The 22,985-nt window shown below is 74.7% G+C and carries 18 protein-coding genes; 3 read left to right on the top strand and 15 right to left on the bottom strand.

Going from position 1 to position 22,985, the window contains the following annotated elements:
• Positions 1-867: an ABC transporter permease gene (locus ACFYUY_RS31620; RefSeq protein ID WP_387905769.1), complete on the bottom strand. Its 867-nt coding sequence runs from the start codon at positions 865-867 to the stop codon at positions 1-3.
• Positions 857-1,666 (bottom strand): ABC transporter ATP-binding protein, encoded by an 810-nt coding sequence (locus ACFYUY_RS31615; protein ID WP_387905766.1) that lies wholly within the window; start codon positions 1,664-1,666, stop codon positions 857-859. Before ACFYUY_RS31615 ends, ACFYUY_RS31620 begins: the two co-directional genes overlap by 11 nt.
• Before the next feature lie 315 nt (positions 1,667-1,981).
• Here ACFYUY_RS31615 and ACFYUY_RS31610 point away from each other — a divergent pair, with 315 nt between their 5' ends.
• Positions 1,982-3,577, top strand: a complete 1,596-nt coding sequence (locus tag ACFYUY_RS31610) for an ATP-binding protein (protein WP_387905763.1) — start codon at positions 1,982-1,984, stop codon at positions 3,575-3,577.
• Complete coding sequence (locus ACFYUY_RS31605; protein ID WP_360212259.1) at positions 3,577-4,263, top strand: response regulator; 687 nt, start codon at positions 3,577-3,579, stop codon at positions 4,261-4,263. The genes ACFYUY_RS31610 and ACFYUY_RS31605 overlap by 1 nt, the downstream gene beginning before the upstream one ends.
• Positions 4,264-4,386: 123 nt before the next feature.
• Here the strand turns inward: ACFYUY_RS31605 and ACFYUY_RS31600 are convergent, their stop codons facing one another.
• The 6 genes from ACFYUY_RS31600 to ACFYUY_RS31575 all read right to left on the bottom strand — a co-directional run bounded on the left by ACFYUY_RS31600 (position 4,387) and on the right by ACFYUY_RS31575 (position 11,551).
• Positions 4,387-6,090, bottom strand: coding sequence for a cation acetate symporter (locus ACFYUY_RS31600; protein WP_360212261.1), 1,704 nt, complete (start codon positions 6,088-6,090; stop codon positions 4,387-4,389).
• Positions 6,087-6,416, bottom strand: coding sequence for a DUF485 domain-containing protein (locus ACFYUY_RS31595; protein WP_360212263.1), 330 nt, complete (start codon positions 6,414-6,416; stop codon positions 6,087-6,089). Before ACFYUY_RS31595 ends, ACFYUY_RS31600 begins: the two co-directional genes overlap by 4 nt.
• A gap of 410 nt (positions 6,417-6,826) precedes the next feature.
• Positions 6,827-7,522: a response regulator gene (locus ACFYUY_RS31590; protein ID WP_387905760.1), complete on the bottom strand. Its 696-nt coding sequence runs from the start codon at positions 7,520-7,522 to the stop codon at positions 6,827-6,829.
• Between the two features lie 73 nt (positions 7,523-7,595).
• On the bottom strand, positions 7,596-8,756 hold the full coding sequence (locus ACFYUY_RS31585; RefSeq protein ID WP_387905757.1) for a sensor histidine kinase: 1,161 nt from the start codon (positions 8,754-8,756) through the stop codon (positions 7,596-7,598).
• Positions 8,757-8,797: 41 nt separating this feature from the next.
• Complete coding sequence (locus ACFYUY_RS31580) at positions 8,798-9,283, bottom strand: DUF1453 domain-containing protein (RefSeq protein ID WP_360212269.1); 486 nt, start codon at positions 9,281-9,283, stop codon at positions 8,798-8,800.
• 156 nt (positions 9,284-9,439) lie between these two features.
• On the bottom strand, positions 9,440-11,551 hold the full coding sequence (locus ACFYUY_RS31575; RefSeq protein ID WP_360212271.1) for a DNA topoisomerase IV subunit B: 2,112 nt from the start codon (positions 11,549-11,551) through the stop codon (positions 9,440-9,442).
• Between the two features lie 539 nt (positions 11,552-12,090).
• On the opposite strand from ACFYUY_RS31575, the gene ACFYUY_RS31570 reads away from it, so the two are divergent.
• Positions 12,091-12,321 (top strand): hypothetical protein, encoded by a 231-nt coding sequence (locus ACFYUY_RS31570; RefSeq protein ID WP_360212273.1) that lies wholly within the window; start codon positions 12,091-12,093, stop codon positions 12,319-12,321.
• Positions 12,322-12,513: 192 nt separating this feature from the next.
• On the opposite strand, the gene ACFYUY_RS31565 is transcribed toward ACFYUY_RS31570, so the two are convergent.
• The 7 genes from ACFYUY_RS31565 to ACFYUY_RS31535 all read right to left on the bottom strand — a co-directional run bounded on the left by ACFYUY_RS31565 (position 12,514) and on the right by ACFYUY_RS31535 (position 22,545).
• Positions 12,514-13,317 (bottom strand): S1 family peptidase, encoded by an 804-nt coding sequence (locus tag ACFYUY_RS31565; RefSeq protein ID WP_387905796.1) that lies wholly within the window; start codon positions 13,315-13,317, stop codon positions 12,514-12,516.
• 334 nt (positions 13,318-13,651) lie between these two features.
• Positions 13,652-15,298 carry an RNA polymerase sigma factor gene (locus ACFYUY_RS31560; RefSeq protein WP_360212277.1) on the bottom strand — a complete coding sequence of 549 codons (1,647 nt, stop codon included), beginning with the start codon at positions 15,296-15,298 and terminating at the stop codon, positions 13,652-13,654.
• Between the two features lie 456 nt (positions 15,299-15,754).
• Positions 15,755-16,687 carry an FCD domain-containing protein gene (locus ACFYUY_RS31555; protein ID WP_360212279.1) on the bottom strand — a complete coding sequence of 311 codons (933 nt, stop codon included), beginning with the start codon at positions 16,685-16,687 and terminating at the stop codon, positions 15,755-15,757.
• A 126-nt stretch (positions 16,688-16,813) separates the two neighbouring features.
• The gene (locus ACFYUY_RS31550) at positions 16,814-17,722 is read right to left on the bottom strand and encodes a hypothetical protein (RefSeq protein ID WP_387905752.1); all 909 of its coding nucleotides are present in this window, start codon (positions 17,720-17,722) and stop codon (positions 16,814-16,816) included.
• Between the two features lie 3 nt (positions 17,723-17,725).
• On the bottom strand, positions 17,726-19,234 hold the full coding sequence (locus tag ACFYUY_RS31545) for an ATP-binding cassette domain-containing protein (protein WP_387905750.1): 1,509 nt from the start codon (positions 19,232-19,234) through the stop codon (positions 17,726-17,728).
• Between the two features lie 274 nt (positions 19,235-19,508).
• Entirely contained in the window at positions 19,509-20,267 is a 759-nt protein-coding gene (locus tag ACFYUY_RS31540; protein ID WP_360212284.1) for an NUDIX domain-containing protein, read from the bottom strand.
• Between the two features lie 151 nt (positions 20,268-20,418).
• Positions 20,419-22,545, bottom strand: a complete 2,127-nt coding sequence (locus tag ACFYUY_RS31535; protein ID WP_360212339.1) for a glycogen debranching N-terminal domain-containing protein — start codon at positions 22,543-22,545, stop codon at positions 20,419-20,421.
• Positions 22,546-22,985 lie beyond the last annotated feature (440 nt).

Raw genomic sequence — 22,985 nt, 5'->3', positions numbered from 1 at the left:
TCAGCGGCCGTCGCCCGCGTCGGCGGGCTTCCAGCGGAAGAGCTTCTTCTCGGCGAAGGTCAGCAGGCCCTCGGTGAGCAGCGCGACGACGGCGAGGATGGTCATCGCGGCGTAGACGCCGGCCGCGTTGAAGGTGCCCTGGGCGGCGGCGACGAGCAGTCCGAGGCCCTTGGTGGCACCGATGTACTCGCCGACGATGGCGCCGATGAGGGCGAAGCCGAAGCTGACGTGCAGGCTGGTGAAGATCCAGGTGGTGGCGGCGGGGATGACCACCTGGAGGGTGACCCTGCGGTTGTCGGCGCCGAGGATGCGGGCGTTGGCGACGAGGTTGCGGTCCACCTCGCGGGCGCCCTGGAAGGCGTTGAAGAACACCGGGAAGAACACCAGGACCACGGCGGAGGCGACCTTGGAGGCCGGGCCGAGGCCGAACCAGATCAGGAAGATCGGGGCGAGCACGATGCGCGGGATGGCGTTGAGCACCTTGATGTAGGGCCCGAACACGTCGGCCAGGAAGCGGATCCGGCCGAGCGCGATGCCGAGCAGCACGCCGCCGGTCACGCCGATCACCCAGCCGGTGAGGGCCTCGTAGAGGGTGTAGCCGATCTGCTCGCCGAGCGAGCCCTGCGCGGTGCCGTGGGTGACCCACTGCCAGATCTGGTCCCAGATCCTCGACGGCTGCGAGAAGTTGAAGGGGTCGATGACGTCGGTGCGGGCGCACAGCTCCCAGAGACCGAGGAAGGCGACGAGGACCGCGATGCGGGCGCCGTACACGGTGAGTCTGCGGTTGCGGGCGGCCCGTTCGCGGGCCTCGGTCCTGGTGGTGACGGCCGGGGCGGTGGCGGCGGCCGGTGCGCTCTCAAGCGGCACGACCCGCTCCTCTCTCCCTGGTGATGCGCACCTCTTCGCCGAGCGAGGCCCAGATCTCGCGGTACAGCTCGACGAACCTCGGCTCCAGCCGGACCGCCTCGACGGTGCGCGGCCGCGGCAGGTCGACGGTGAAGACCTCCTTGACGGTGGCCGGTCCGGCGGTCATGACGACGACCCGGTCGGCGAGCGCGATCGCCTCGTCCAGGTCGTGGGTGACGAAGACGACGGAGGAGCCCGTCCCGGCCCACAGCTCCAGCAGCTGGTCGGACATCAGGGCACGGGTCTGCACGTCGAGGGCGGAAAACGGCTCGTCCATCAGCAGGATGGCCGGGTCGTTGACGAAGGTCTGGGCGAGGGCGACGCGCTTGCGCATGCCGCCGGACAGCTGGTGCGGGTAGCGGTCCTCGAAGGCGGCGAGGCCGACCCGGCCGAGCCAGTCCCGGGCCCGTTCCCTGGCCTCGGCGACGGGCACCCCGCGGAAGCGCGGCCCGGCCATCACGTTGGACAGGACGGTGCGCCAGGGGAAGACGGCGTCCTGCTGGAAGACGAAGCCCACCTTGGGGTCGATCCCGCGGACGGGCTCGCCGTGGACCCGGACCTCCCCCTCGGTGGGCTCCTCCAGGCCGCTGACCAGGGTCAGCGTGGTGGACTTCCCGCAGCCGGTGGGCCCGACGACGGCGACGAACTCGCCCTGGGCGACGGTCAGATCGAGATCGTGGACGGCGGTGTGCAGGGCCCCGGAAGGGGTGCGGAACCGTTTCGTCGCGCCGGTCAGCTCGATCGCCGGGGTGTTGCTCATGTTTCCTCCCGGGTCTGTGCTTGCCCCAGGACGGTAGGAGCGGGCCCGGCCCCGGCGGGAGGCTTCTCGGCGTACTGCGGTTTCTCCGCATTGAGGGGTGTTCTGCTCGTTTTGCTTGCGCTACAACTGCGGGGACGCGGCTGACAGAAACAGGCCGGAAACATAGGGTGTCCCAACCCCCCACCCGGCCGGACCGCCCCGGCCGACTCGCCGCCCCGCTGCCCCGCCGCCCGACCCGCCCTGCCGAACGATCCGCCCTGCCGAACGATCCGCCGACGCACCGACCCGCTGCCCCGCCGCCGAGAGGAGGCCCGGATGAAGCTGCCCCACTGGCCCCGCCGGGTCTTCGCACAACTGCTGCTGAGCCAGACCGTCGTCACGGTCGGTGTCACCGCGGTGACCGCCGGGCTGTTCCTGGCCCCGGTCAGCAGCGAGCTGGACCACGACGCGATGCAGCGGGCGCTGTCGATCGCCCAGGCCACCGCCACCCACGAGGTGATCGCACGGGCCGCCGACGCCCGGGACTCGGCGACCGCCCAGCGCAACGCCGAACAGATCCGGCTGGCCACCGGCGCCAGCTTCGTGGTGGTCACCGACCTGGAGGGCATCCGGCTCTCGCACACCGACCCGGACCGGATCGGCCAGCGGGTCAGCACCGACCCGGAGCCGGCGCTCAGCGGGCGCAGCGTCACCGCGATCCAGCAGGGCACCCTGGGCCGCACCGCCCGCGGCAAGGTGCCGCTGCGGGTCGCGGACGGCCGGATCGTCGGCGAGGTGTCGGTGGGCATCAGCGACGACTCGATCCGCCGCCGGCTGCTGAAGATGCTCACCGGGATCCTGCTGTGCGCGGGGGCCGGCCTGGCCGCCGGGACGGTCGCGACGCTGGCGCTGGCCCGACGGCTGAAGCGGCGCACCCACAACATCGCGCTGGCCGACATCTCGGCGCTGCTGGTGGAGCGGGAGGCGATGCTGCACGGCATCCGCGAGGGCATGGTGGCGCTGGACGAGCGCGGGCGGATCCGGCTGGCGAACGACGAGGCGGTGCGGTTGCTCGGCCTGCCCGCGGACTGCACCGGCCGGCCGATCGACGCGGTGCTGCCGCCGGGCCGGCTGGCGGACGTGCTGGCCGGGCGGATCACCGGCACCGACCTGCCGGCCGTCCGGGACGACCGGGTGCTGGTGGTGAACCGGACGACCACGGCCGAGGGCGGCGCGGTGGTGACGCTGCGCGACCGCACCGAGCTGGAGTCGCTGGTCCGCGAGCTGGACACCACCCGTAGCCTGACCGAGGCGCTGCGGGCGCAGGACCACGAGCACGCCAACCGGATGCACACCCTGCTGGGCCTGCTGGAGCTGGGCCGCCACGAGCAGGCGGTGGCGTTCATCTCGGAGCAGTCGGGTTCGCACGCGGCGGTGGCCGCGCGGATCGCCGAGCAGGTGCAGGACCCGCACGCGGCGGCGCTGCTGGCGGGCAAGTCGGCGGTGGCGGGCGAGCGCGGGGTGCGGCTGGTGCTGGCCCCGGCGGCGCACCTGCCGGACGCGGTGGTGGACGCGCGGGCGCTGGTGACGGTGCTCGGCAACCTGATCGACAACGCGGTGGACGCGGTGGCGCCGGGCGGGGGCGGCCGGGTGGAGGTGACGCTGGCGGCGGCCGGCTCCACGCTGCTGCTGCAGGTCGCGGACAGCGGCCCGGGGGTACCGGAGGAGCTGCGCGAGCAGGTCTTCGAGGAGGGGTGGACCAGCAAGGACGCACCCGCGCACCGTCCGCGCGGGCTGGGCCTGGCGATGGTGCGGCGGCTGGTCGAACGGACCGGCGGCCGGATCGTGCTCGACGCGGGGCCGCTCGGCGGCGCCCGGTTCACCGTCGAGCTGCCCGAGGCCCTGCTCACCGCTCAGCTCGTGGAGGCGTGATGATCGACGTACTCGTGGTGGACGACGACTTCCGGGTCGCGGACGTGCACGCCGCCTACGTGGCCAGGGTGCCGGGCTTCCGGGTCACCGGCACCGCCCACTCGGCCGGGGAGGCGCTGGCCGCCCTGGAACGCCGCCCGGTGGACCTGCTGCTGCTCGACCACCACCTGCCGGACGAGACCGGCCTGGCCCTGGTGCGCCGGCTGCGGGAGCGGCAGGTGGCCTGCGACGTGATGATGGTGACGGCCGCCCGGGACGTGTCCACGGTGCACGCCGCGATGCAGCACGGCGCCCTGCAGTACCTGGTCAAGCCGTTCACCTTCGCCGGCCTGCGGGACAAGCTGGTCGCGTACGCGCAGCTGCGGCACGCGCTGGCCGCGCCGGCCCGGGAGGCGGGCCAGGACGAGGTGGACCGGCTGTTCGCGACCCTGCGCAGCGCGGCCTCCCCGGCCGGCCCGTTGCCGAAGGGCCATTCGGCGCCCACCACCGACCTGGTGCTGGGGGTGCTGCGGCAGGCGGGCCGGCCGCTGTCGGCGCAGGAGGTCGCGGAGGCCACCGGGCTGAGCCGCTCGACCGCGCAGCGCTACCTCAAGCAGCTGGAGCGGGACGCCCGGCTGCGGCTCACCCTGCGCTACGGCGACACCGGCCGGCCCGAGCACCGCTACGGCCTGGCCGCCCGACGGTGAACGGGCCCTGCCACCGGTGAACGACGCCGACCGCCCGGCGGTGAACGACGCCGGCCGCCCGGCGGCGGACAGGGGGGAACCCCGGCGGCCCCAGGCCCGCCGGGGTTCCCCGGGACGCGGCGCTCAGGCCGCGCCCGCACCGGTGAGGGCACGCACCTCCAGCTCGGCGAAGCGGTCCGCGTCGGCGGGTTCCGGCGAGGTGAGCGTCCCGATCCAGCCGGCCAGGAAGCCGAGCGGGATGGAGACGATGCCGGGGTTCTCCAGCGGGAACCAGTGGAAGTCCACGCCGGGGAAGAGCGCCACCTTGGTGCCGGACACCACCGGGGAGAACAGCACCAGCACGATCGCCGGGACGAGCCCGCCGTACACCGACCAGACCGCGCCGCGGGCGGTGAACCTCGACCAGAACAGGCTGTAGAGCAGCACCGGCAGGTTGGCGGAGGCCGCCACCGCGAAGGCCAGGCCGACCAGGAAGGCGACGTTCAGCTGCTGGGCGAAGAGGCTGATCGCGATGGCCGCGGCACCGATCCCGACGGCCGCGATCCGGGCCACCCCGACCTCCTGGTCGGTGGCCAGGTCGGTGGCCCCGTCACCGGCCGGCCCGGCGCCGGGCCGGGACGCCGGCACGGCCCCGCGCCGCAGCAGGGACCGGCGGCGCGGGCGGCCGCGCCAGGCGCCGGCCCAGATGTCGTGGGCGAAGGCCGCCGAGGAGGCCAGGGTGAGCCCGGCGACCACGGCGAGGATGGTGGCGAAGGCGATCGCCGAGATCAGGGCGAACAGCACGACCCCGCCGGTGCTGCCGTTGCCGCCGCCCAGCACCAGGGCGAGCAGCGGGACGGCGGTGTTCCCGGCCGAGTTGGCGTGCCGGACCTCGGCCGAGCCCACCAGCGCGGTCGCACCCAGGCCCAGGGCGATGGCCATCAGGTAGAAGCCGCCGACCAGGCCGATCGCCCACATCGTGGAGCGGCGGGCGGCCCGTGCGGTGGGCACGGTGTAGAAGCGGGACAGGATGTGCGGCAGCCCGGCGGTGCCGAGCACCAGGGCGAGTCCCAGGCTGAAGAAGTCGAGCCGGCTGGTGAAGGTGGCACCGTACTTGAGACCGGGTTCGAGGTAGCGGTGCCCGGCCCCGCTGTGCTGGGCGGCCTGGCGCATCAGCTCGCCGACGTCGCCGTGGAAGCGGACCATCAGCAGCACCGTGAGCAGCACCGAGCCGGCGATCAGCAGGACGGCCTTGACGATCTGGATCCAGGTGGTGGCCCGCATCCCGCCGACCGTGACGTAGACGATCATCAGGGCGCCGACGGCGACGATGGTCCAGGTCCGGGCGTGCGGGCTGCTGGTGCCGAGCAGCAGGGCGACCAGCGAGCCCGCGCCGACCATCTGGGCGACCAGGTAGAGCAGGGTGACGACGACGCTGGCGCCGCCGGCCGCGGCCCGCACCTTGCGGCGGCGCAGCCGCAGTGCGAGCACGTCGGCGAGGGTGTACCGGCCGGCGTTGCGGACGAGTTCGGCGACCAGCATCAGCACCACCAGCCAGGCGACCAGGAAGCCGATGCTGTAGAGCACGCCGTCGTAGCCGTACAGCGCGATCAGTCCGGCGACGCCGAGGAAGGAGGCCGCGGAGAGGTAGTCGCCGGAGAGCGCGAAGCCGTTCTGCAGCGGGGTGAAGTCGCGGCCGCCGGCGTAGAAGTCCTCGGCGGCGCCGCCCTTGCGGCCGACCCAGAGAGTGATCGCCAGGGTGACCAGGACGATGACCGCGAACAGCGCGATGGCGAGGTCGTGGTGGTCGCCGGTGGGGGCGACGGGGGGCGGGGTGGCGGTCGTCATCGCAGCTGGTCCTGGGTGTCCCAGCGCAGGCCCAGGGCGGCGCGGTCGCGCTTGGTCCGGGCGTTGCGGGCGTAGAGCCAGGTGAGCACGAAGGTGGTGGCGAACTGCAGCAGGCCGAGCAGCCAGGCCACGTTGACCGGGCCGGCCACCTGGCTGCGCATCACGCCGGGAGCGGCGGCCTGGGCGGCGACGTACATCAGGTACCAGGAGAGGAAGGCGCCGCTGACCGGGAAGACGAAGCCCCGGTGGCTGCGGCGGATGTCCTGGAAGGCGGCGCTGCGCTGGACGGCCCGGTACACCTCGGTGCTGTCGGTGGTGGTGGCCACGGCGCGGGAGGGCTGCGGCGCTTCGACCGGCCCGGCACCGGACGGCCCGGCGCCCGACGACCCGGCGGCGGTGGACGGCCCGGCGGCCGGGGCTGCGGCCGGGGGCACCGCCGGGGCCGGCGGGACCTCCCGTGCGGGGGTCGGCCGAACGGGTACCGCCGACTGGCCGGGTACCGCCGGTCGGCCGGGTGCCGCCGTCCGGTCGGAGGCGGTGGCGGCAGCCGGAGCGGCCCACCAGTCGAATCGCTGCCCCTGCCCGGGACTGCTGGTCTGCTGCTGTGGCACTGCTGCTCCTGGACCGGCGGGCACTCTGACCCGAACCATCATGGGGGCCACCGGGCAGCGCCTCTGACCATTGCAGATACGTTCACTCGATGAGGTGATCGATGATCCGACAGACACTCATCCGACTACTGCTGCGTACCGGTGATCCCGTGTCGGAACGCGTACGCGACGGCCTGCGCCCGGTCCCGCACCGCGGTCTTCGCGAACAGGTTGTTGATGTGCGTCTTCACGGTGGCCTGGCTGACGAACAGCCGCTGGGCGATCTCGGCGTTGGAGAGCCCGTCGGCGATCAGGGCGAGCACCTCGGCCTCCCGGGCGGTCAGCCCGTCCGGCAGCGCCCCGTGTCGGCCGACCGGCTCCCGGGGCGTCGGCGCCGGCGCCCCGGGGTGCTCCGAAAGCCTTTCCAGCAAACGGAGTTGGATCTGCGGCGAGAGTCCGGCCGCGCCCGAGCGGACGTCCGCGATGGCCCGGGCGATCTCCTCGCCGCCGGCGTCCTTGGTGAGGTAGCCGCGCGCCCCGGCCTGCAGCGCCGGGAACAGCGAGTCGTCGTCGGCGTAGGTGGTGAGCACCACCACCTCGGTCTCCGGGTGCGCGGTCCGGATCCGCCTGGTCGCCTCGACGCCGTCGCAGCGGGGCATCCGCAGGTCCATCAGCACCACGTCCGGGTGATGCCGCTCCACCAGGGCGACGGCCTCCTCGCCGTCCGCCGCCGCGCCGACCACCTCGATGCCGGGCAGCAGCCCGAGCAGCATCACGATGCCCTCGCGCACCACCGTCTGGTCATCCGCCACCAGCACCCTGGTCGTCCCCGTGCCGCTCATCCGCCCGTCCCGCCGCATCCCGTCGCCGCCCCGCGGCGCCCACGCCCTCCGCGGGCCGGCCCGCCCCGCCCGCTCACCCCGGCACCCGCAGCTGCACGCGCCACCCTCCGTCCTCGGGGCCCGCCAGCAGGGTGCCGCCGAGCAGTTCCGCGCGTTCGCGCATCCCCAGCAGACCGTACCCGCCGCCGCTGGCCGCGCGCCCTCCGGGCGTCTCGCCGCGCGGGGCCCTGGAGTTGCGCACCTCCAGCTCCACGGCGTCCGCCAGGTAGCGCAGTTCGACGGAGCACCGGGCGCCGGGCGCGTGCTTGCGGACGTTGGTCACCGCCTCCTGCGCGGTGCGCCGCACGGCGAGGGCCGGTTCCGCGGCGAGCGGCCGGGGGCTGCCGGTGACGGTCAGCGCGGCGCGCTCCCGCTCGGTCAGCTCCACCAGGAACTCCCCGACCGGGGTGAACTCGCCGCGCAGCGCCGACAGCGCCTGCCTGGTCTCGGCCAGCCCGTCCTGGGCCATCCGCCGCGCGGCGACGACCCGTTCGCGGACCTGCTCGCGGTCGGTGCCCGCGTCCAGCATCAGCCGGGCCGCCTCCAGGTGGACGAGCTGCGCGGACAGGCTGTGGGCGAGCACGTCGTGGATCTCCCGGGCGATCCTGGCCCGTTCGGCGAGCGCGGCGCTCTCCGTCTCGGCGGCCCGGGCGGCGCGCTCCTGGACCAGCAGCCGGCGGGCGGTGCCGCGCGCCTCGAGGTCCAGCCGCATCAGGTAGCCCAGCATGACCAGCCCTCCGACGGTCGCGATGATGCTCAGCCAGCTCGCCCAGCTGACGGCGGTGTACGAGCCGAGCGCGGCGGCGGCGACGAGGACCGCGGGCGCGGACGGCAGCCGGACCAGCGCGGTCACGGCGAGCCCGTACCAGAGCACGTCGGCGAGCAGGATGGCCCCGCCCCAGTTCGCCAGCCAGGCCGCGCCGACGACCGCCGCGGACAGGGCGAACGCGGGCACCGGGTGCTGCTCCCGGCTGGCGTGCAGGTAGCCGGCGCTGAGGCCGACGGCGGCGGCCAGCCCGGCCACCGCCACCACCACCGCCCAGCCCGCGTACCTGCCGTCGGCGAAGGTCCCCCAGCAGACGGTGATCAGCAGGACGGCCCGGCCGAGCCCGGTGAGCAGCCGGCGCGGTCCGCTCTCGGCGTCGCGCTCCAGCCCCTCGCGGGACGGCCAGCGGGTCCAGTACCACCCGGCCACGGGTTCCTCCTCGGAGCTCGGTGCGGTCGGTCAGCGGTCGGTCAGCGCAGCCCGGCGACCCGGTCCGGGGCCTCCAGCATCCGGGCCCTCCAGTTCACCACGAGCGAGCGCACCAGCAGCAGCACCGCCAGGCTGAGCAGCAGCGCGCTGCTCGCCTGGTGGACGTGCAGGACGGCGCCGGTCTCGTAGAGGCTGAGCCGGATGAAGATCATCCCGGCCCAGGCGGCCATCGTGGCCTTGGTGCCCTTGGCCCAGAGCGCGCCGTCCTCGGCCCGCCAGAGCCGGACGGTCCAGCCCCAGACGGAGCCCATCGCGAGCACCGCCGCGAGTCCGCAGCCGAGCAGGGTGGCGGAGAGCACGGTGTGCTCGTGGTCGATCAGCCGGGGGTCGCGCAGCGCGAGCGCGCCGAGGACCACCGGCAGCACCCAGAAGCGGCGGTCGCCGTCCAGCCGCTGCGGGCGCATCTGGCGCCGGATGACCAGGGCCATCACCGCGACGACCACGAGGAGGTTGACGAGGGCCGACATCGGACTACTCCGTCCCGGGGGGAGACTTGAACTGACCTCCCCGACGCTACGGATCCGGCACCCCGCGCTGATCGGAGCCGGGGTGGACCGCGGGTGGAACCGGCAGCACGAGGGCCCTCCACCCGGAGGTGGAGGGCCCTCGCCGCGCGGGGCGCGTCAGGCGTCGATGCGGGAGCGGTCCAGGGTGGCCGCCGAGTCCACGATGAACTCCTTGCGCGGGGCGACGTCGTTGCCCATCAGCAGGTCGAAGACCTTCTCGGCCTGCTCCAGGTCGCCCAGGTTGATCCGGCGCAGCGTGCGGTGGCGCGGGTCCATGGTGGTCTCGGCCAGCTGGTCGGCGTCCATCTCGCCGAGGCCCTTGTACCGCTGCACCGGGTCCTTCCAGCGCAGCCCCTTGCGCTGGAACTCCAGCAGGGTGGAGCGCAGTTCGGCGTCCGAGTAGGTGTAGTGGTACTTCTCCTGGCCGCGCTTGGGGTTGGTGAGCTCGATCCGGTGCAGCGGCGGCACCGCGGCGAAGACCCGGCCCTGCTCGACCATCGGCCGCATGTAGCGGTGGAAGAGGGTCAGCAGCAGGGTGCGGATGTGCGAGCCGTCGACGTCCGCGTCGGCCATGAAGATGACCCGGCCGTAGCGGGCCTGGTCGATGTCGAAGGTGCGGCCCGAGCCGGCCCCTATCACCTGGATGATCGCGGCGCACTCGGCGTTCTTGAGCATGTCGCTCACCGAGGCCTTCTGCACGTTGAGGATCTTGCCGCGGATCGGCAGCAGCGCCTGGAACTCGGAGTTGCGGGCGAGCTTGGCGGTGCCGAGCGCGGAGTCGCCCTCGACGATGAAGAGTTCGCTGCGGTCGACGTCGTCGCTGCGGCAGTCGGCCAGCTTGGCCGGCAGCGAGCTGGTCTCCAGCGCGGTCTTGCGGCGCTGGGCCTCCTTGTGCTGGCGGGCGGCGACCCGGGTGCGGGCGGCGGCGACGATCTTCTCCATGACCGCCCGGGCCTGGAGCTTGTGGTCCTTCTTGGCCGAGGTGAGGAAGGCCTTGAGCTCCTTGGCGAGGACGGCGGCGACGATCCGGTTGGCCGCCGAGGTGCCGAGCACCTCCTTGGTCTGGCCCTCGAACTGCGGCTCGGCGAGCCGGACGGTGACCACCGCGGTGAGGCCCTCGGTGGCGTCGTCCTTGGTGATGTCGTCCTCGGCCACGCGCAGCAGCTTGGCGGAGCGCAGCGCCTCGTTGACGGTCTTGGCCAGCGAGCGCTCGAAGCCGGTGACGTGGGTGCCGCCCTTGGGGGTGGCGATGATGTTGACGAAGGAGCGCAGCGTGGTGTCGTAGCCGGCGCCCCAGCGCAGCGCGATGTCCACGCCCAGGTGGCGGGTGACCTCGGTGGGGGTCATGTGGCCGAGCTCGTCGAGGACGGGCACGGTCTCCTTGAAGGTGCCCTCGCCGCGCAGCCGCAGCACGTCGCAGACCGGCTTGTCCGGGGCGAGGAACTCGCAGAACTCGGCGATGCCGCCGTCGTAGCGGAACACCGACTCCTCGACCTGCTCGCTCTCGGTGAGCCGCTCGTCACGCACGACGATGGTCAGGCCGGGGACGAGGAAGGCGGTCTGCCGGGCGCGGCTGTGCAGGTTCTCCAGGGAGAGCTTGGCGTCCTTGAGGAAGATCTGCCGGTCGGCCCAGTAGCGGATCCGGGTGCCGGTGCGGGTCTTCGGCACCTTGCGGCTCCGGGTCAGGCCGTTGGCCGGCTCGAAGGGGGCGTCCGGGCTGGTCTCGGTGAAGATGCCGGGGGTGCCGCGGCGGAAGCTGATCGCGTGGGTGTGACCGCTGCGGTCCACCTCGACGTCGAGCCGGGCGGAGAGGGCGTTCACCACGGAGGCGCCGACGCCGTGCAGACCGCCGGAGGCCGCGTAGGAGCCGCCGCCGAACTTGCCGCCGGCGTGCAGCTTGGTCATCACGACCTCGACGCCGGACAGCCCGGTCTTGGGCTCGACGTCGACAGGGATGCCGCGCCCGTTGTCGCGCACCTCCACGGAGGAGTCCGGGTGCAGCAGGACCTCGATGCGGTCGCAGTAGCCGCCCAGCGCCTCGTCGACCGAGTTGTCGATGATCTCCCAGAGGCAGTGCATCAGACCGCGGCTGTCGGTCGAGCCGATGTACATGCCGGGGCGCTTGCGAACCGCCTCCAGGCCCTCCAGGACGAGCAGGTGCCGAGCGGTGTAGTTGGAACCGTCGTCGCCGGCCAGCAGTGCGGACGGCACGGTCGTTTCGGCACTCACGCGGCACTCTCCTCGGTGAAGTTCTGTCTCATCGGTCACATCCGGCACGCGTCCGGCCCGCCCGCCAGTGCAGCACGCCGCACCGACAGTCGTCGCCCAGGGTGCCCGAACCCCTCCGGCGGGTGCCCAGCACGGCGGGCCGCCTCCGCGCAGCTTGTACGCGCTGCGCGAACAAGGACCGTACCGGCACCCGGGGCTCCGGGGCGCCATCTCCTCCCGGTACCACCGGTCCTGGCGGATCGTGGGGTCTGGTGCAGGCTCCGGAACTGCCGTTATGCAGGCTACCGGGGCCCGGGACGGGGCTTATGCTCCAACCCGGCAGAGGATTATGCTACGCGGACCTCGCACCCCGTCCCGATCGGGCGTTCGAGCGACGGGCGGATCCTGGGAACCGGCACGCATGAACCACCGGCCCCCGGGGCACGTCCTCATCAACACAGCAGAATCCTCAGAGAAGAAAAGCCACGAGCGGGAACGTTTTCGGCCTGGTTGGATGTTGACCCTGGTACGACAGCTCGTCGAGCTAGAGAAGAGGCGACGTGACTACTGTTCTGACACCTGCGAGCCCGCTCACCGCGGCTGACCGCTGCGACCGATGCGGCGCCCAGGCCTACCTGCGCGTCGTACTCGCCAGCGGCGGAGAGCTGCTCTTCTGCGCCCACCACGGCCGGAAGTTCGAGCCCGAGCTCAAGAAGATCGCCGTGGAGATACAGGACGAGAGCGGCCGGCTCGGCACCACCAACGCCACGGCCTCCGACGACGAGCGCTGATCCCGGGCGCCACACCAGCAGCCAGCGTCGAGCTGTGTCCGGCCATGCACCGCGCGTGACCGGTGAGCCGGGCGGCAGGTCCCCCTCGGGGGCCGGTCGCCCGGCTCTGCTGTTGCCCGGGGCAGGCACGCTGCGCACCGACGCCGCGTCAGAACGTGACCGGCCGGTCACCCGCGGCGCACGGCGCGCACCTCAGAGCACCGAGCGCACCGCGTCCGCGACCGAGGCCACCCTGGTGTAGACGCCGGGGTGGGCCGCCTCGGCGCAGCCCGTCCCCCAGGAGACCAGGCCCACCAGCCGCCCGGCGACGACCAGCGGGCCGCCGCTGTCGCCCTGGCAGGCGTCCCTGCCACCCTTCTCCTCGCCCGCACAGACCATGCCGCGGGCGTCGAACTTGCCGTCCTGTCCGCCCGGGTAGGCGTGCGCGCAGGTCTGGTCCGCGATGATCGGCACGTCCACCCCGCGCAGCACGGGCGAGTAGTTGCCCCTCCCGGTGGTGTCGCCCCACCCGAAGACCCGGGCCGTCGTGCCGGCCGCGTACGGCTCGGTCTCGCCCTGGCCGACCAGGTCGATCACCGGGCGGGAGCCCTGGGAGTCGGTCAGCGTGACCACCGCCACGTCGTTCATGTTGGCGCTGAAGGCGTAGTCGGGGTGGATCCACACCGACCGGACGGAGACTTCGCGCCCGACCGAGCCCCGCATGTCGTCCCGGCCGACGATGACCTTGAGGCCCGGCCGGTCCACCCTGGCACCCCTGGACTCGTCGTAGAAGCAGTGCGCGGCCGTCACCACCTTGGTCGGCGTGACCAGCGCTCCCCCGCAGAACTGACCGGACCGGCCGGCACCGAACTGCTGGCGGCTGGAGAGCGCCACCACCCACGGGTGGTCGGCGGTGCTCTCGGCGGCGCCCCCGACCACCCGGCGCTGCGCCCCGGCGGGCCCGGCCGTGCCGAGCGCGACCAGCGGGACGGGCACGGCGGCCAGCAGCGCCAGCACCGCGGCCCGTCGACGCCGGCCCGGACGGGCGGCGGCGGGGAGGGCGGCCGGCGGAAGGGCGGCGGCCGGACGGGCCGGGGGCGGGGCGGTGGTCGGCAGGACAGCGCGGTCCGGAATGGGCGGCACCGTGACTCCAGTCGGCTCGGCGGCAGGCAACCGGCACAGCGTAGGTGATCGACTACGCTCCGCGTCCGGTTCCCGGCACACCGCCACCCGGACGAGGGACAACCGGCACCCGGACGCTGACCCGCCCGGCCCGGGGAAGCACGGAGGCCCGGAGCCGTCCGGCTCCGGGCCTCCGCCACGCACTCACGGCCTCGTCGGCCGGGTCGGATCAGTCCAGGTAGTCGCGCAGCACCTGGGAACGCGACGGGTGGCGCAGCTTCGACATGGTCTTCGACTCGATCTGGCGGATGCGCTCACGGGTGACCCCGTACACCTTGCCGATCTCGTCGAGCGTCTTCGGCTGACCGTCCGTCAGGCCGAAGCGCATCGAGACCACGCCGGCCTCGCGCTCGGAGAGGGTGTCCAGCACCGAGTGCAGCTGCTCCTGGAGCAGGGTGAAGGAGACCGCGTCGGCCGGGACGACCGCCTCGGAGTCCTCGATCAGGTCACCGAACTCGCTGTCGCCGTCCTCGCCCAGCGGGGTGTGCAGCGAGATCGGCTCGCGGCCGTACTTCTGGACCTCGATGACCTTCTCGGGGGTCATGTCGAGTTCCTTGGCCAGCTCCTCCGGGGTGGGCTCGCGGCCCAGGTCCTGGAGCATCTGGCGCTGGACGCGGGCCAGCTTGTTGATGACCTCGACCATGTGCACCGGGATGCGGATGGTGCGGGCCTGGTCGGCCATGGCGCGGGTGATCGCCTGCCGGATCCACCAGGTGGCGTAGGTCGAGAACTTGTAGCCCTTGGTGTAGTCGAACTTCTCGACCGCACGGATCAGACCGAGGTTGCCCTCCTGGATCAGGTCCAGGAAGAGCATGCCGCGACCGGTGTAGCGCTTGGCCAGCGAGACCACCAGACGGAGGTTGGCCTCCAGCAGGTGGTTCTTGGCCCGACGGCCGTCCTCGGCGATGATCTCCAGCTCGCGCTTGAGCTTGGGGGCGAGCTTGTCGGCGGCCGAGAGCTTGTCCTCGGCGAACAGGCCGGCCTCGATGCGCTTGGCGAGCTCGACCTCCTGCTCGGCGTTGAGCAGCGGGACCTTGCCGATCTGCTTCAGGTAGTCCTTGACCGGGTCGGCGGTGGCACCGGCGACGGCGACCTGCTGGGCCGGCGCGTCGTCCTCGTCGTCGTCGGAGAGGACGAAGCCCTCCGACTCCTCCTCCGGGGCGCCCTCGGTCTCGGTACCGGCCTTGTCAGCCGGCAGCGCGACGTCCTCGAGGAGCTCCTCCTCGCCGATCAGCTCCTCGTCGCCCTTGCCGGCCTTGCCGGCGGCGGTCTTCTTGGCGGCGGTCTTCTTGGCGGGCGCGGCGGTCTTCTTGGCCGCGGCCTTCTTGGCCGGAGCAGCCTTCTTCGCCGCGACGGCACGCGCCTCGGCGACGACGGTGGTGCCCTCGGCGGTGATCTCGGCGGACACCGTGGGCGCGGGCGCCGCGGCGGCCGCGACGGCCGGGGCCGCGACGGGAGCGCCGGGCGCGATGCGCACGGGCGGCTTGGTCGGGGCCGACGGAGCGGCCGGGGTCCGGGTGGTGACAGCCTTGGTGGCGGTGCGCTTGGTGGGGCTCTTGGCGGCAACGCTCTTGCGCTTGGCGCCGGCCGGCTCGGCCGCGCTGACCATCAGGTCCACGCCCTCCTCAATCAGCACCTGATTGAGGCTGCGCATGACGTTCTTCCACTTGGTGACCGGGATCTGGTCCGCCTCGAACGCCTGGCGCACGTCGTCACCGGCGATCTGCCCCTGGGCCTTGCCCCGCTCGATGAGCGCCAGCAGAGCCGCGGACTCGGCGATCTCGGGGGGAAGCGAACGGGATGTGCTGGCCGACACGAACAACCTCTCGGACGATGAGTGGACTCGAACCCGTACCGGCCGCCCGAGCGGGCGGGGAAGGAGATCGCGCGTCGCACGCGCGGTGTCGATTCCGACCGACTCGGGCTTGAGGACTGGGTTTGCAGGACGGCAGCAGCGCCGCGGACCAACACAGCATTCTGACATGTTGGAGTATTCCGGAGCTGCTCCCGCTCAGGAGACATCGCTGCTACTCGTCAAGTGTTACGCATGGCCTTCGTGTCGCGGGTCACACCACTCGGCGTCCGCGGCCACCGGGCCGGAGTCCATCATCGCGCACTCGCGCCGAAACCTGTTGTCATGGGCGCTACATTTCGGGTTCCGGTCGGGCCACCGGTGTGCAGAGGCCCTCCGGCTGCACCGCACGGGCGCGGCCGGAGGGCTCTGGAGGAGCGGTGGACGCCCGGGGCGCCCCGGCTCGTCGGAACAGCCCGCTCAGTGCTCCCGGGGAGCCGGCACGGACGGCTCGATCTCGGGGTGCGCGGTGAGCAGCGCCCGCATCGCGACCTCGCCCGCGGTGCCGTCGCCGGTCCCCAGCGCGTCCACCAGCCGGGCGTGCAGGCTGACCGAGGCCTCGGACGGCCGCTCGCAGGAGGTGGCCGGACCGCCCGACACCTGCAGCGCGCCGGCGACGATCGCGGACAGGTGCTCCAGCATCCGGTTGCCCGCCATCTGCAGGACCAGGCCGTGCAGCTCGGCGTCGGCCCGGGTGTAGGTGGAGAGGTCCGCCTGGGCGGCGGCGTGGCCCATGATCTCGACCAGCTCGACCAGCCGCTGCTGGACGTCCTCCCGGCCGTGGCCGGCGGCGAGCCGGGCGGCCAGCGGGTCGATCGCCCAGCGGAGCTCGAACAGCTCCCGGCGCTGCTCGTCGCGCTGCGGGCCGAAGGCGCGCCACTCGATGATGTCCGGGTCCAGCAGGTTCCAGTCGCCCACCGGGCGGACCCGGGTGCCGACGTTCGGCCGGGCGCTGACCAGGCCCTTGGCCTCCAGCACGCGCAGCGACTCGCGGACGACGGTCCGGGACACCTCGAACCGCTGGCCGATCTCCTCGGGGACGAGCGGGCGGTCGGCGCCGAGGTCGCCGGAGACGATCATCTGGCCGAGCTGCTGGACCAGCTGGCCGTGCAGACCGCGGCCGCGGCTGCTGGTGGTCTTGCGGCCGACCCGCACGAGGTCGGACTCGGCGCCCTCCCAGCGGGGGGCCGGCGGGGTCGGCCGGTCGGCGTACGAGAAGCGGTCCAGATCGCCGGGGCCGTGGATGGGCCCTTCGGCGGAACGGGCGGGGGTCATGGTGGGGTGCGCAAGGGTACTCACAGCTCCTTTGTCGGCGATCGGCAGGCGCAGCTTGAGAATTCTCGTGAAAAGCACACGAAAGGGTGATCGACCGCGACTGGATAATTGACTTCTTATCAGGAAGAACCGCTCATTACGGTCACTGCTGGTCGATCTTGGTGCTTCGGTGCGACAGCCGTCCGGCGGACGGCGACGCCGGCCTCAGAGCGCTCGCCGCCGGACCTGGACCAGCAGGGCCGCCAGCAGCAGCACCACCGCGGGGGCGGCCACCGCCGCGAGCAGGGCCGGATCCGTCAACGCCGTGCCCCCGGCCGCGACCTCCCGGCCCCCGCGGTACACCCAGCCGTAGGCCCACTCGATGCCGGACTGGAACGGCAGCAGCCCCGCCGCGCGGGCCGGCCACGGCCGGCCGGTCTGCCGCAGCAGCAGCGCCACCCCGGACTCCAGCAGCGGGGGCAGCGCGCACAGCAGCAGCAGCAGCCCGGCCGCCGCGCTGCGGGTCAGCGAAGCCGTCAGCACCCCGGTCCAGCCCGCCACGACGGTCAGCAGGACGAACGCCAGCAGGGCGGCCGGCACGCCGTGGCCGACCGCCGGGCCGACCGGGGCGAAGACCCCCGGGAGGTCCGCCAGACCGTCCAGCCCGGCGGCGGCCAGCGCCCCGGACACCCGGCCCGACACCGCGGAGGGCTGCGCCCAGGCGGCCACCGTCACCCCGGCGGGCAGCGCGAGGTGCACGGCGACCGCGTCGAGCAGCAGGGTGGCGAGCGCCAGCAGCCCCGCGACCGGGCCGATCACCAGCAGCTTGACCAGCAGCAGCCGGACCCGGCGCGGGTAGGACACCAGCGAGGCCGGCAGCCCCGGGTGGCGCACCTCGTGCCCGTACGAGAGCGCGCCCAGCACGCCCGCGCCGAGCGCCGCGAAGGGCAGCGGGACCAGCGGCACGGCGGCGGTCAGCAGCCGCACCCCGGCGGCCGCGGGCAGCGGGCCGGCAGGGGTCTGACCCGCCAGGACGGCGGCCACGGCGGCGTCGCAGAGCAGCACGGCGGCCAGCAGCAGCCAGGTGGAACGCAGGCCGCGCAGGCGGCGCAGCTCGTAGGCCAGGACTCGCACGGTTCACTCGCTCCGGTGGTCGTCGGTGGTGGCGGGGGCGGCCGGCGCGGCGGGGGCCTCGGTGGCGGCCGCCTCCGGGGACCGGGCCGGGGGCGGGGTCAGGGTGAGGCGTCCGAGCCGGACGGTGTCCTCGGTCAGCAGGTCCGCGGCGTTGGCGCGGGCCGCGGCCGGGGTCGCGGCCGGGGTCGCCGGGAGGGGCGGCACGGGGTCCTCGGCCGACCCGTCGGCCCCGACCGATGCGGTGGGCTCGGAGCGGTCGGTGCGGTCGCGGCGGGCCGGACCGCCGGGGCCGTTGCGGAACAGCCGGTCCACGGCGACGGTCGGGGGGACGTCCTCGGGATCGGCGGAGTCGCCGGGCCCGACGGGCCCCGCAGGCTCGGGGGGCCCCGCCGGCTCGGCGGGTGCGGCCCGGCGGGCGGCGGCGAGGGCCGAGAGGGCCGTCGCGGCCGAGACCACGGGCAGTGCGCGGGTGGGCAGCACGGCCGCGTCCCGGTGCCGCGGCACCTCGGCGGCCGGGGCGGCCGGGGCGGTCGGGGTGTCCGCGGCGAGGGCGGGGCCCGGCTCGACGGTGGTCACCGGCCGGACGCCCGGGTGACCGGCACGGCCCGAGGCGACCGGCAGCACGGCCCGGGGGGCCGGCTGCTCGACCACCCGGTCGGCCAGTTCGTGCAGCAGGATGCCGTGGCGGTAGGCGAGTTCACCGATCTCGGTGCGCTCGACACCGGCCACCGCGAGCCCCGCGCCGCCGTCCCGGCGCACCTCGGCGCCCTGGCTGACCAGCAGGTCGGCCAGTCGCGCCATCTGCGGCCCGCGCACGGCGACTTCGGGGCTGAGGCGGGTCCGCCGGAACTCCGACACCGGCTGGTCGGCCACCAGCCGGCCGCGGTCCAGGGTGACGACCCGGTCGGCGAGCTGGGCGGCCTCCTGCGGGGTGCGGGTGGTCACCAGGACCGTCCCGCCGGCCACGGCGAACGAACGCAGGAAGGAGTGGAACCACTCGACGTTGCGCGGCGACAGGCCCTCGGTCGGCGCGTCCAGCAGGAGGGTGCCGGGGTCGCCGAGCAGCGCGGCCGCCAGGGAGAGCCGGCGGTGCATGCCGGGCGAGAAGCTGCGCAGCCGCTGCCCGGCGACGGCGGCCAGCCTGGTCTGCTCCAGCAGCTCGTCGGCCCGCCGGGCGGGGACGCCGACGGCCGCGGCGAGCATCCGCAGGTGGCCGTGGGCGCGGCGGCCCGGGTGGCCGGCGACCGCGGCCGCCCCCTGGCCGGGGCCCGGCAGCAGCACGCCGACCTGGCGCTCTGGGCGGCGCAGTCGGCGGTAGGTGCGGCCGCCGAAGAGCGTGACGCCCTGGCCGCGTTCGAGTTCGAGCATCAGCCGCAGCGCGGTGGACTTCCCCGCCTCCTCCGCGCCAAGCAGCGCCGTCACCAGGCCGGGTCGGGCGTCGAAGGTCAGGTCGAGGACGGCGGGCGGATCGCCCTTGCGATAGACCTTGGTCAGTCCGGTGATCTGGATCATCGCTGCCTGCTCCCATGCCCTCGGCCGGCCTGCTGGAAGCGGAGCGCCCCCGGTGCTGTCGGCCTGTGCCCGCACGGCTCCGCGCCAGCACACTAGGGGGAGGCGGCGGCGATTCCGGGCATTGCGGGAGCGGCGCGGGCCCGCCCGCCGTCCACCTCACCCGATCAGGGGACAATCCGATCCCGGGGCCCGCCGGGACCGTCCCGGCGGGTACGCCGCCCGGTGGGCGGCGCGGCGGGCCGGGCCGACGACAGGGGGCCGCGGCCGGGCCCGGTCAGGACTCCGGGCGCAGCATCGGCGGGTTGAGGACGGTCGCGCCGCCGGCGGTGAACAGCTGCGCCGGACGACCGCCCTGACGGGTCGTCGTGCCGCCGGAGGGCAGCAGGAAGCCCGGCGTGCCGGTGACCTTGCGGTGGAAGTTCCGCGGGTCGAGGGCCACGCCCCAGACGGCCTCGTAGACCCGGCGGAGCTCGCCGACGGTGAACTCGGTCGGGCAGAAGGCGGTGGCGAGGGAGGAGTACTCGATCTTGGAGCGGGCGCGCTCGACGCCGTCGGCGAGGATCAGCCCGTGGTCGAAGGCGAGCGGGACGCCGTCGGCCGGGCTCTGGCCGAGCAGTTCGACGACCGGCGCCCAGCGGGCGCTGCTGGCGTCGCCGCCGGCCCGCGGGGTCGGCAGGTCGGGCGCGAGGACCAGGTACGCGACGCTGACCACCCGCATCCTGGGGTCGCGCTGCGGGTGGCCGTAGGTGGCGAGCTGCTCCAGGTGCGCGCCGGCCGCGCCGGGGCCGACGGCCTCGTGGCCGGGGGCGGAGTGCGCGCGCAGGCCGGTCTCCTCGGCCAGCTCCCGGGAGGCGGCCTCGGCCAGGCCCTCGTCCGGGCGGACGAAGCCGCCGGGCAGCGCCCAGTACCCCTGGAACGGCGGCTCACCACGTCTGACCAACAGGGCGCAGAGCGCGTGGTCGCGCACCGTCAGAACCACCAGGTCAACCGTGACAGCGAACGGGGGGAAGGCCGACGGATCGTAGCGCGACATGGCGACGATCATAGTCGTCTTTCTGACGATAAGCACAGGCCCGTGCACGGACTGCGGCCGGGCGGCTACGCACCCGCCGGCCGCGGGCCGCTCCGCCCTCCGCCTCCCCTCACCTGGGCCCCGCCCCGCCCCGGCGACCGGGCGGGGCCGGTCAGCGGGCGACCAGCTGCAGCTCCGCCGAGGCCTCCTCGACCATCGCCACGCCGATCCGGCTGACCCGCACCGAGAAGGGCTCACCGGCGACCCGCAGGCCGGTCAGCTCCAGCTCGCCCAGCGGCGCGGTGCTGGCCGGCCGGACCAGCACCCGGCCGCCCGGGACGTCCGGACGGACCCCGGCGAGTGCGAACACCGCGTGGGCGGCGCCGGCCGCCGAGACGGCCGCGGGGCGGCACGCCGCCGGATGGGGCACCGGCGGGCAGCCGGCGGTGCGCTGCTCACCCGCGTACATCTCGGGCAGCCGGCCCTCGAAGTGGGCGGCGGCGGCGAGCAGCCCCTCCAGCAGGGCGCCGGCCTCGTTCTCGTGACCGGCCTCGGCGAGACCGGCGACCGCCAGCGCCGTCTCGTGGACGCGCACCGCGCCGCCGCGGTGGCCCAGCGGGTTGAACCGGGGGGACTTGGCGCTGAGCGTGCGCAGACCCCAGCCGCTGTCCAGCTCCGGCGCGGCGAGCCGCTGGGCGAGCAGCCTGGTCTGCTCGCGGTCCAGCAGGGTCTCGTGGCGGCCGCCGTCGGCGGCGAGCCCGGTGTCGAGCAGGTGGACCAGGGAGGAGGCGACGGCCGGCAGCGGCTGGCCGCCCGGGGCGAGCCCGGCGGCGGGCCGGCCGCCGGAGAGGTCGTCGATCCAGAACCGCTCGCGGAAGCGCCCGCGCAGGTCGGCGGCCCAGCTGCGCCACTCCTGCGCGCCGGGGCGGCCGAAGGCCTCCAGCAGGTCCGCGCCGTGCAGGGCGGCGCGGTGGGCCTGGGCCTGGACCTCGGTGCGGGCGGCCACCGGGTGCGCGGCGCGGTCCTCCGCCGGGCGGCTGAGGTCGGTGACGAAGCCGTCGACCAGGCCGTCGCGGAGCGCGGACAGGGCCCGCTCGGCGGCCGGGAGGAGGTCGGCCGTCTCCGCCCGGGGCAGGCCCCAGCGCCAGGCCTCGGCCAGCACCGTGACGAACAGCAGGGTGGCCTCGGTGGCGGTGCAGGTGGGCGGCAGTTCGGGGCCGCCGTGCCGGAGGGCGCCGGGCAGCAGGCCCTCGGTGCGGCCCGGGGCGGGGGCGAGCTGCTGACGGCGGGCCAGTGCCCGCAGGGTGCCGGCCGCGAGGCGGGTGCCGAGCGGCAGGGTGAGCCGGGCGGCCCAGAGCGCGTCGGCCGGGGCGAGGCCGAACCGCCAGGGCGCGCCGGAGGCCGGGTAGAGGTCGGTCGGGCGGTCCGGATCGGCGAACAGCAGCCCGCCGAGGGCGTCCAGCGAGCGGGTGACCAGCTGGGCGGCCCGGGCGTCGTCGCAGCGGACCCCGGGCTCCGCCCAGGGCAGCGGCACACCGGTGCCGCGGCCGCCGGGCGGGCGCGGGCCCGGGGCCGCGCTCTCCAGCTCGACGCGCAGCTCGACCGACCAGCGGGCGCCGGGCTGGACCTCCAAGTCCCACCGGAGCACTCCGGCGCCGGCCAGCACCGCGTGCGGGGAGGGCTTGGCGCTGACCACGGCGCTGTGCGCGGGGCCCGCCCAGCGCAGGCCGGCGGACTGCACCTGGCCGGGCAGGTCGGGCGGGCGGTGCCCGGCGGCGATCTCGGCGACCGGGCCGAGGTCGGTGCCGAGGGCGATCTCCATCGGCAGCCGGGCGGGCCGACTGCCGGTGTTGCGGACGATGACCGTCTCGACGCCGTCGGCGTGCCGCAGCCGCTCGACGGTGAGCGCCGGATCCGGGTCCGGGTCACCGGGCAGGCGCACGGCGCCGAGGAAGCGGGCCTGCGCCGTGCTGGTCGAGGTGCCCTGGAGCGGCAGCGGCTCCATGCCGCCCAGGCGCAGCTCCATCCGGGCGAGCACCCGCACTCCGTGCCGGTAGAAGCCGTGCAGGCCCTGGCCGCGCAGCTGGCCGTCCGGTCCGGAGGCGGCCATCCCGGGGGCGTTGACGCAGAGCACCGCGTGGTGGACGGCGGGCGGCTGCGGCCGCGGCGGGGCCGCGGGTCGGCCCGGCCCGGCGGGCGCTCCCGCCGGCCCGCCGGCCGGGACCTGGTCGGCGCGGCCGCCCGGTCTCGGCGGCGCGCCGACCACGCTCTCGGCCGGCATGGCCTGTGGTGGCCTCATGGCGGTCACCGGACTCTCCTCCCCTCGGCGGTCCGGTGGCCGGGTCAGGCCGGTGGGCCGCGAGCATGCTCGATCGCGTGCTGGTGGTGCGGGCCGACGGGGTGTCCCGTCGGCGGCTGTGCTTGTCCGGCCGTACCCGGTGCCGGGTCGTGCCAAGCGGTGCGCGGTACCGGACGGGTACCGGCGCGACGCCCCTCGCCCGCCCCGGCCCGCCACGGTGCCCGACGGGTCGTCGGTCCTGGCGCCCGGGCCCGCCGGGCGGCCGGGCGCAGGGCCCCCGGGGTCAACGCCGCGCACCGCCCCCAGGTCACGGCCGACACCGGGTGCGGCCTCTCACACCGGGCCCCTCGGGCGGTCGTACCACCGCTGTCGGGCCGTCACCGGCCGCACCGTCAGCGTCCGGCCGTCACCGTCGCTCCGCCGGGGCGGCCTCGTGGGTC

This window comes from Kitasatospora sp. NPDC004745 (assembly GCF_042873275.1).
In the GTDB taxonomy this organism is placed as follows: domain Bacteria; phylum Actinomycetota; class Actinomycetes; order Streptomycetales; family Streptomycetaceae; genus Kitasatospora.
Note: the sequence above shows the minus strand (reverse complement) of the source record. Positions and strands in the feature narration are given on the sequence as shown.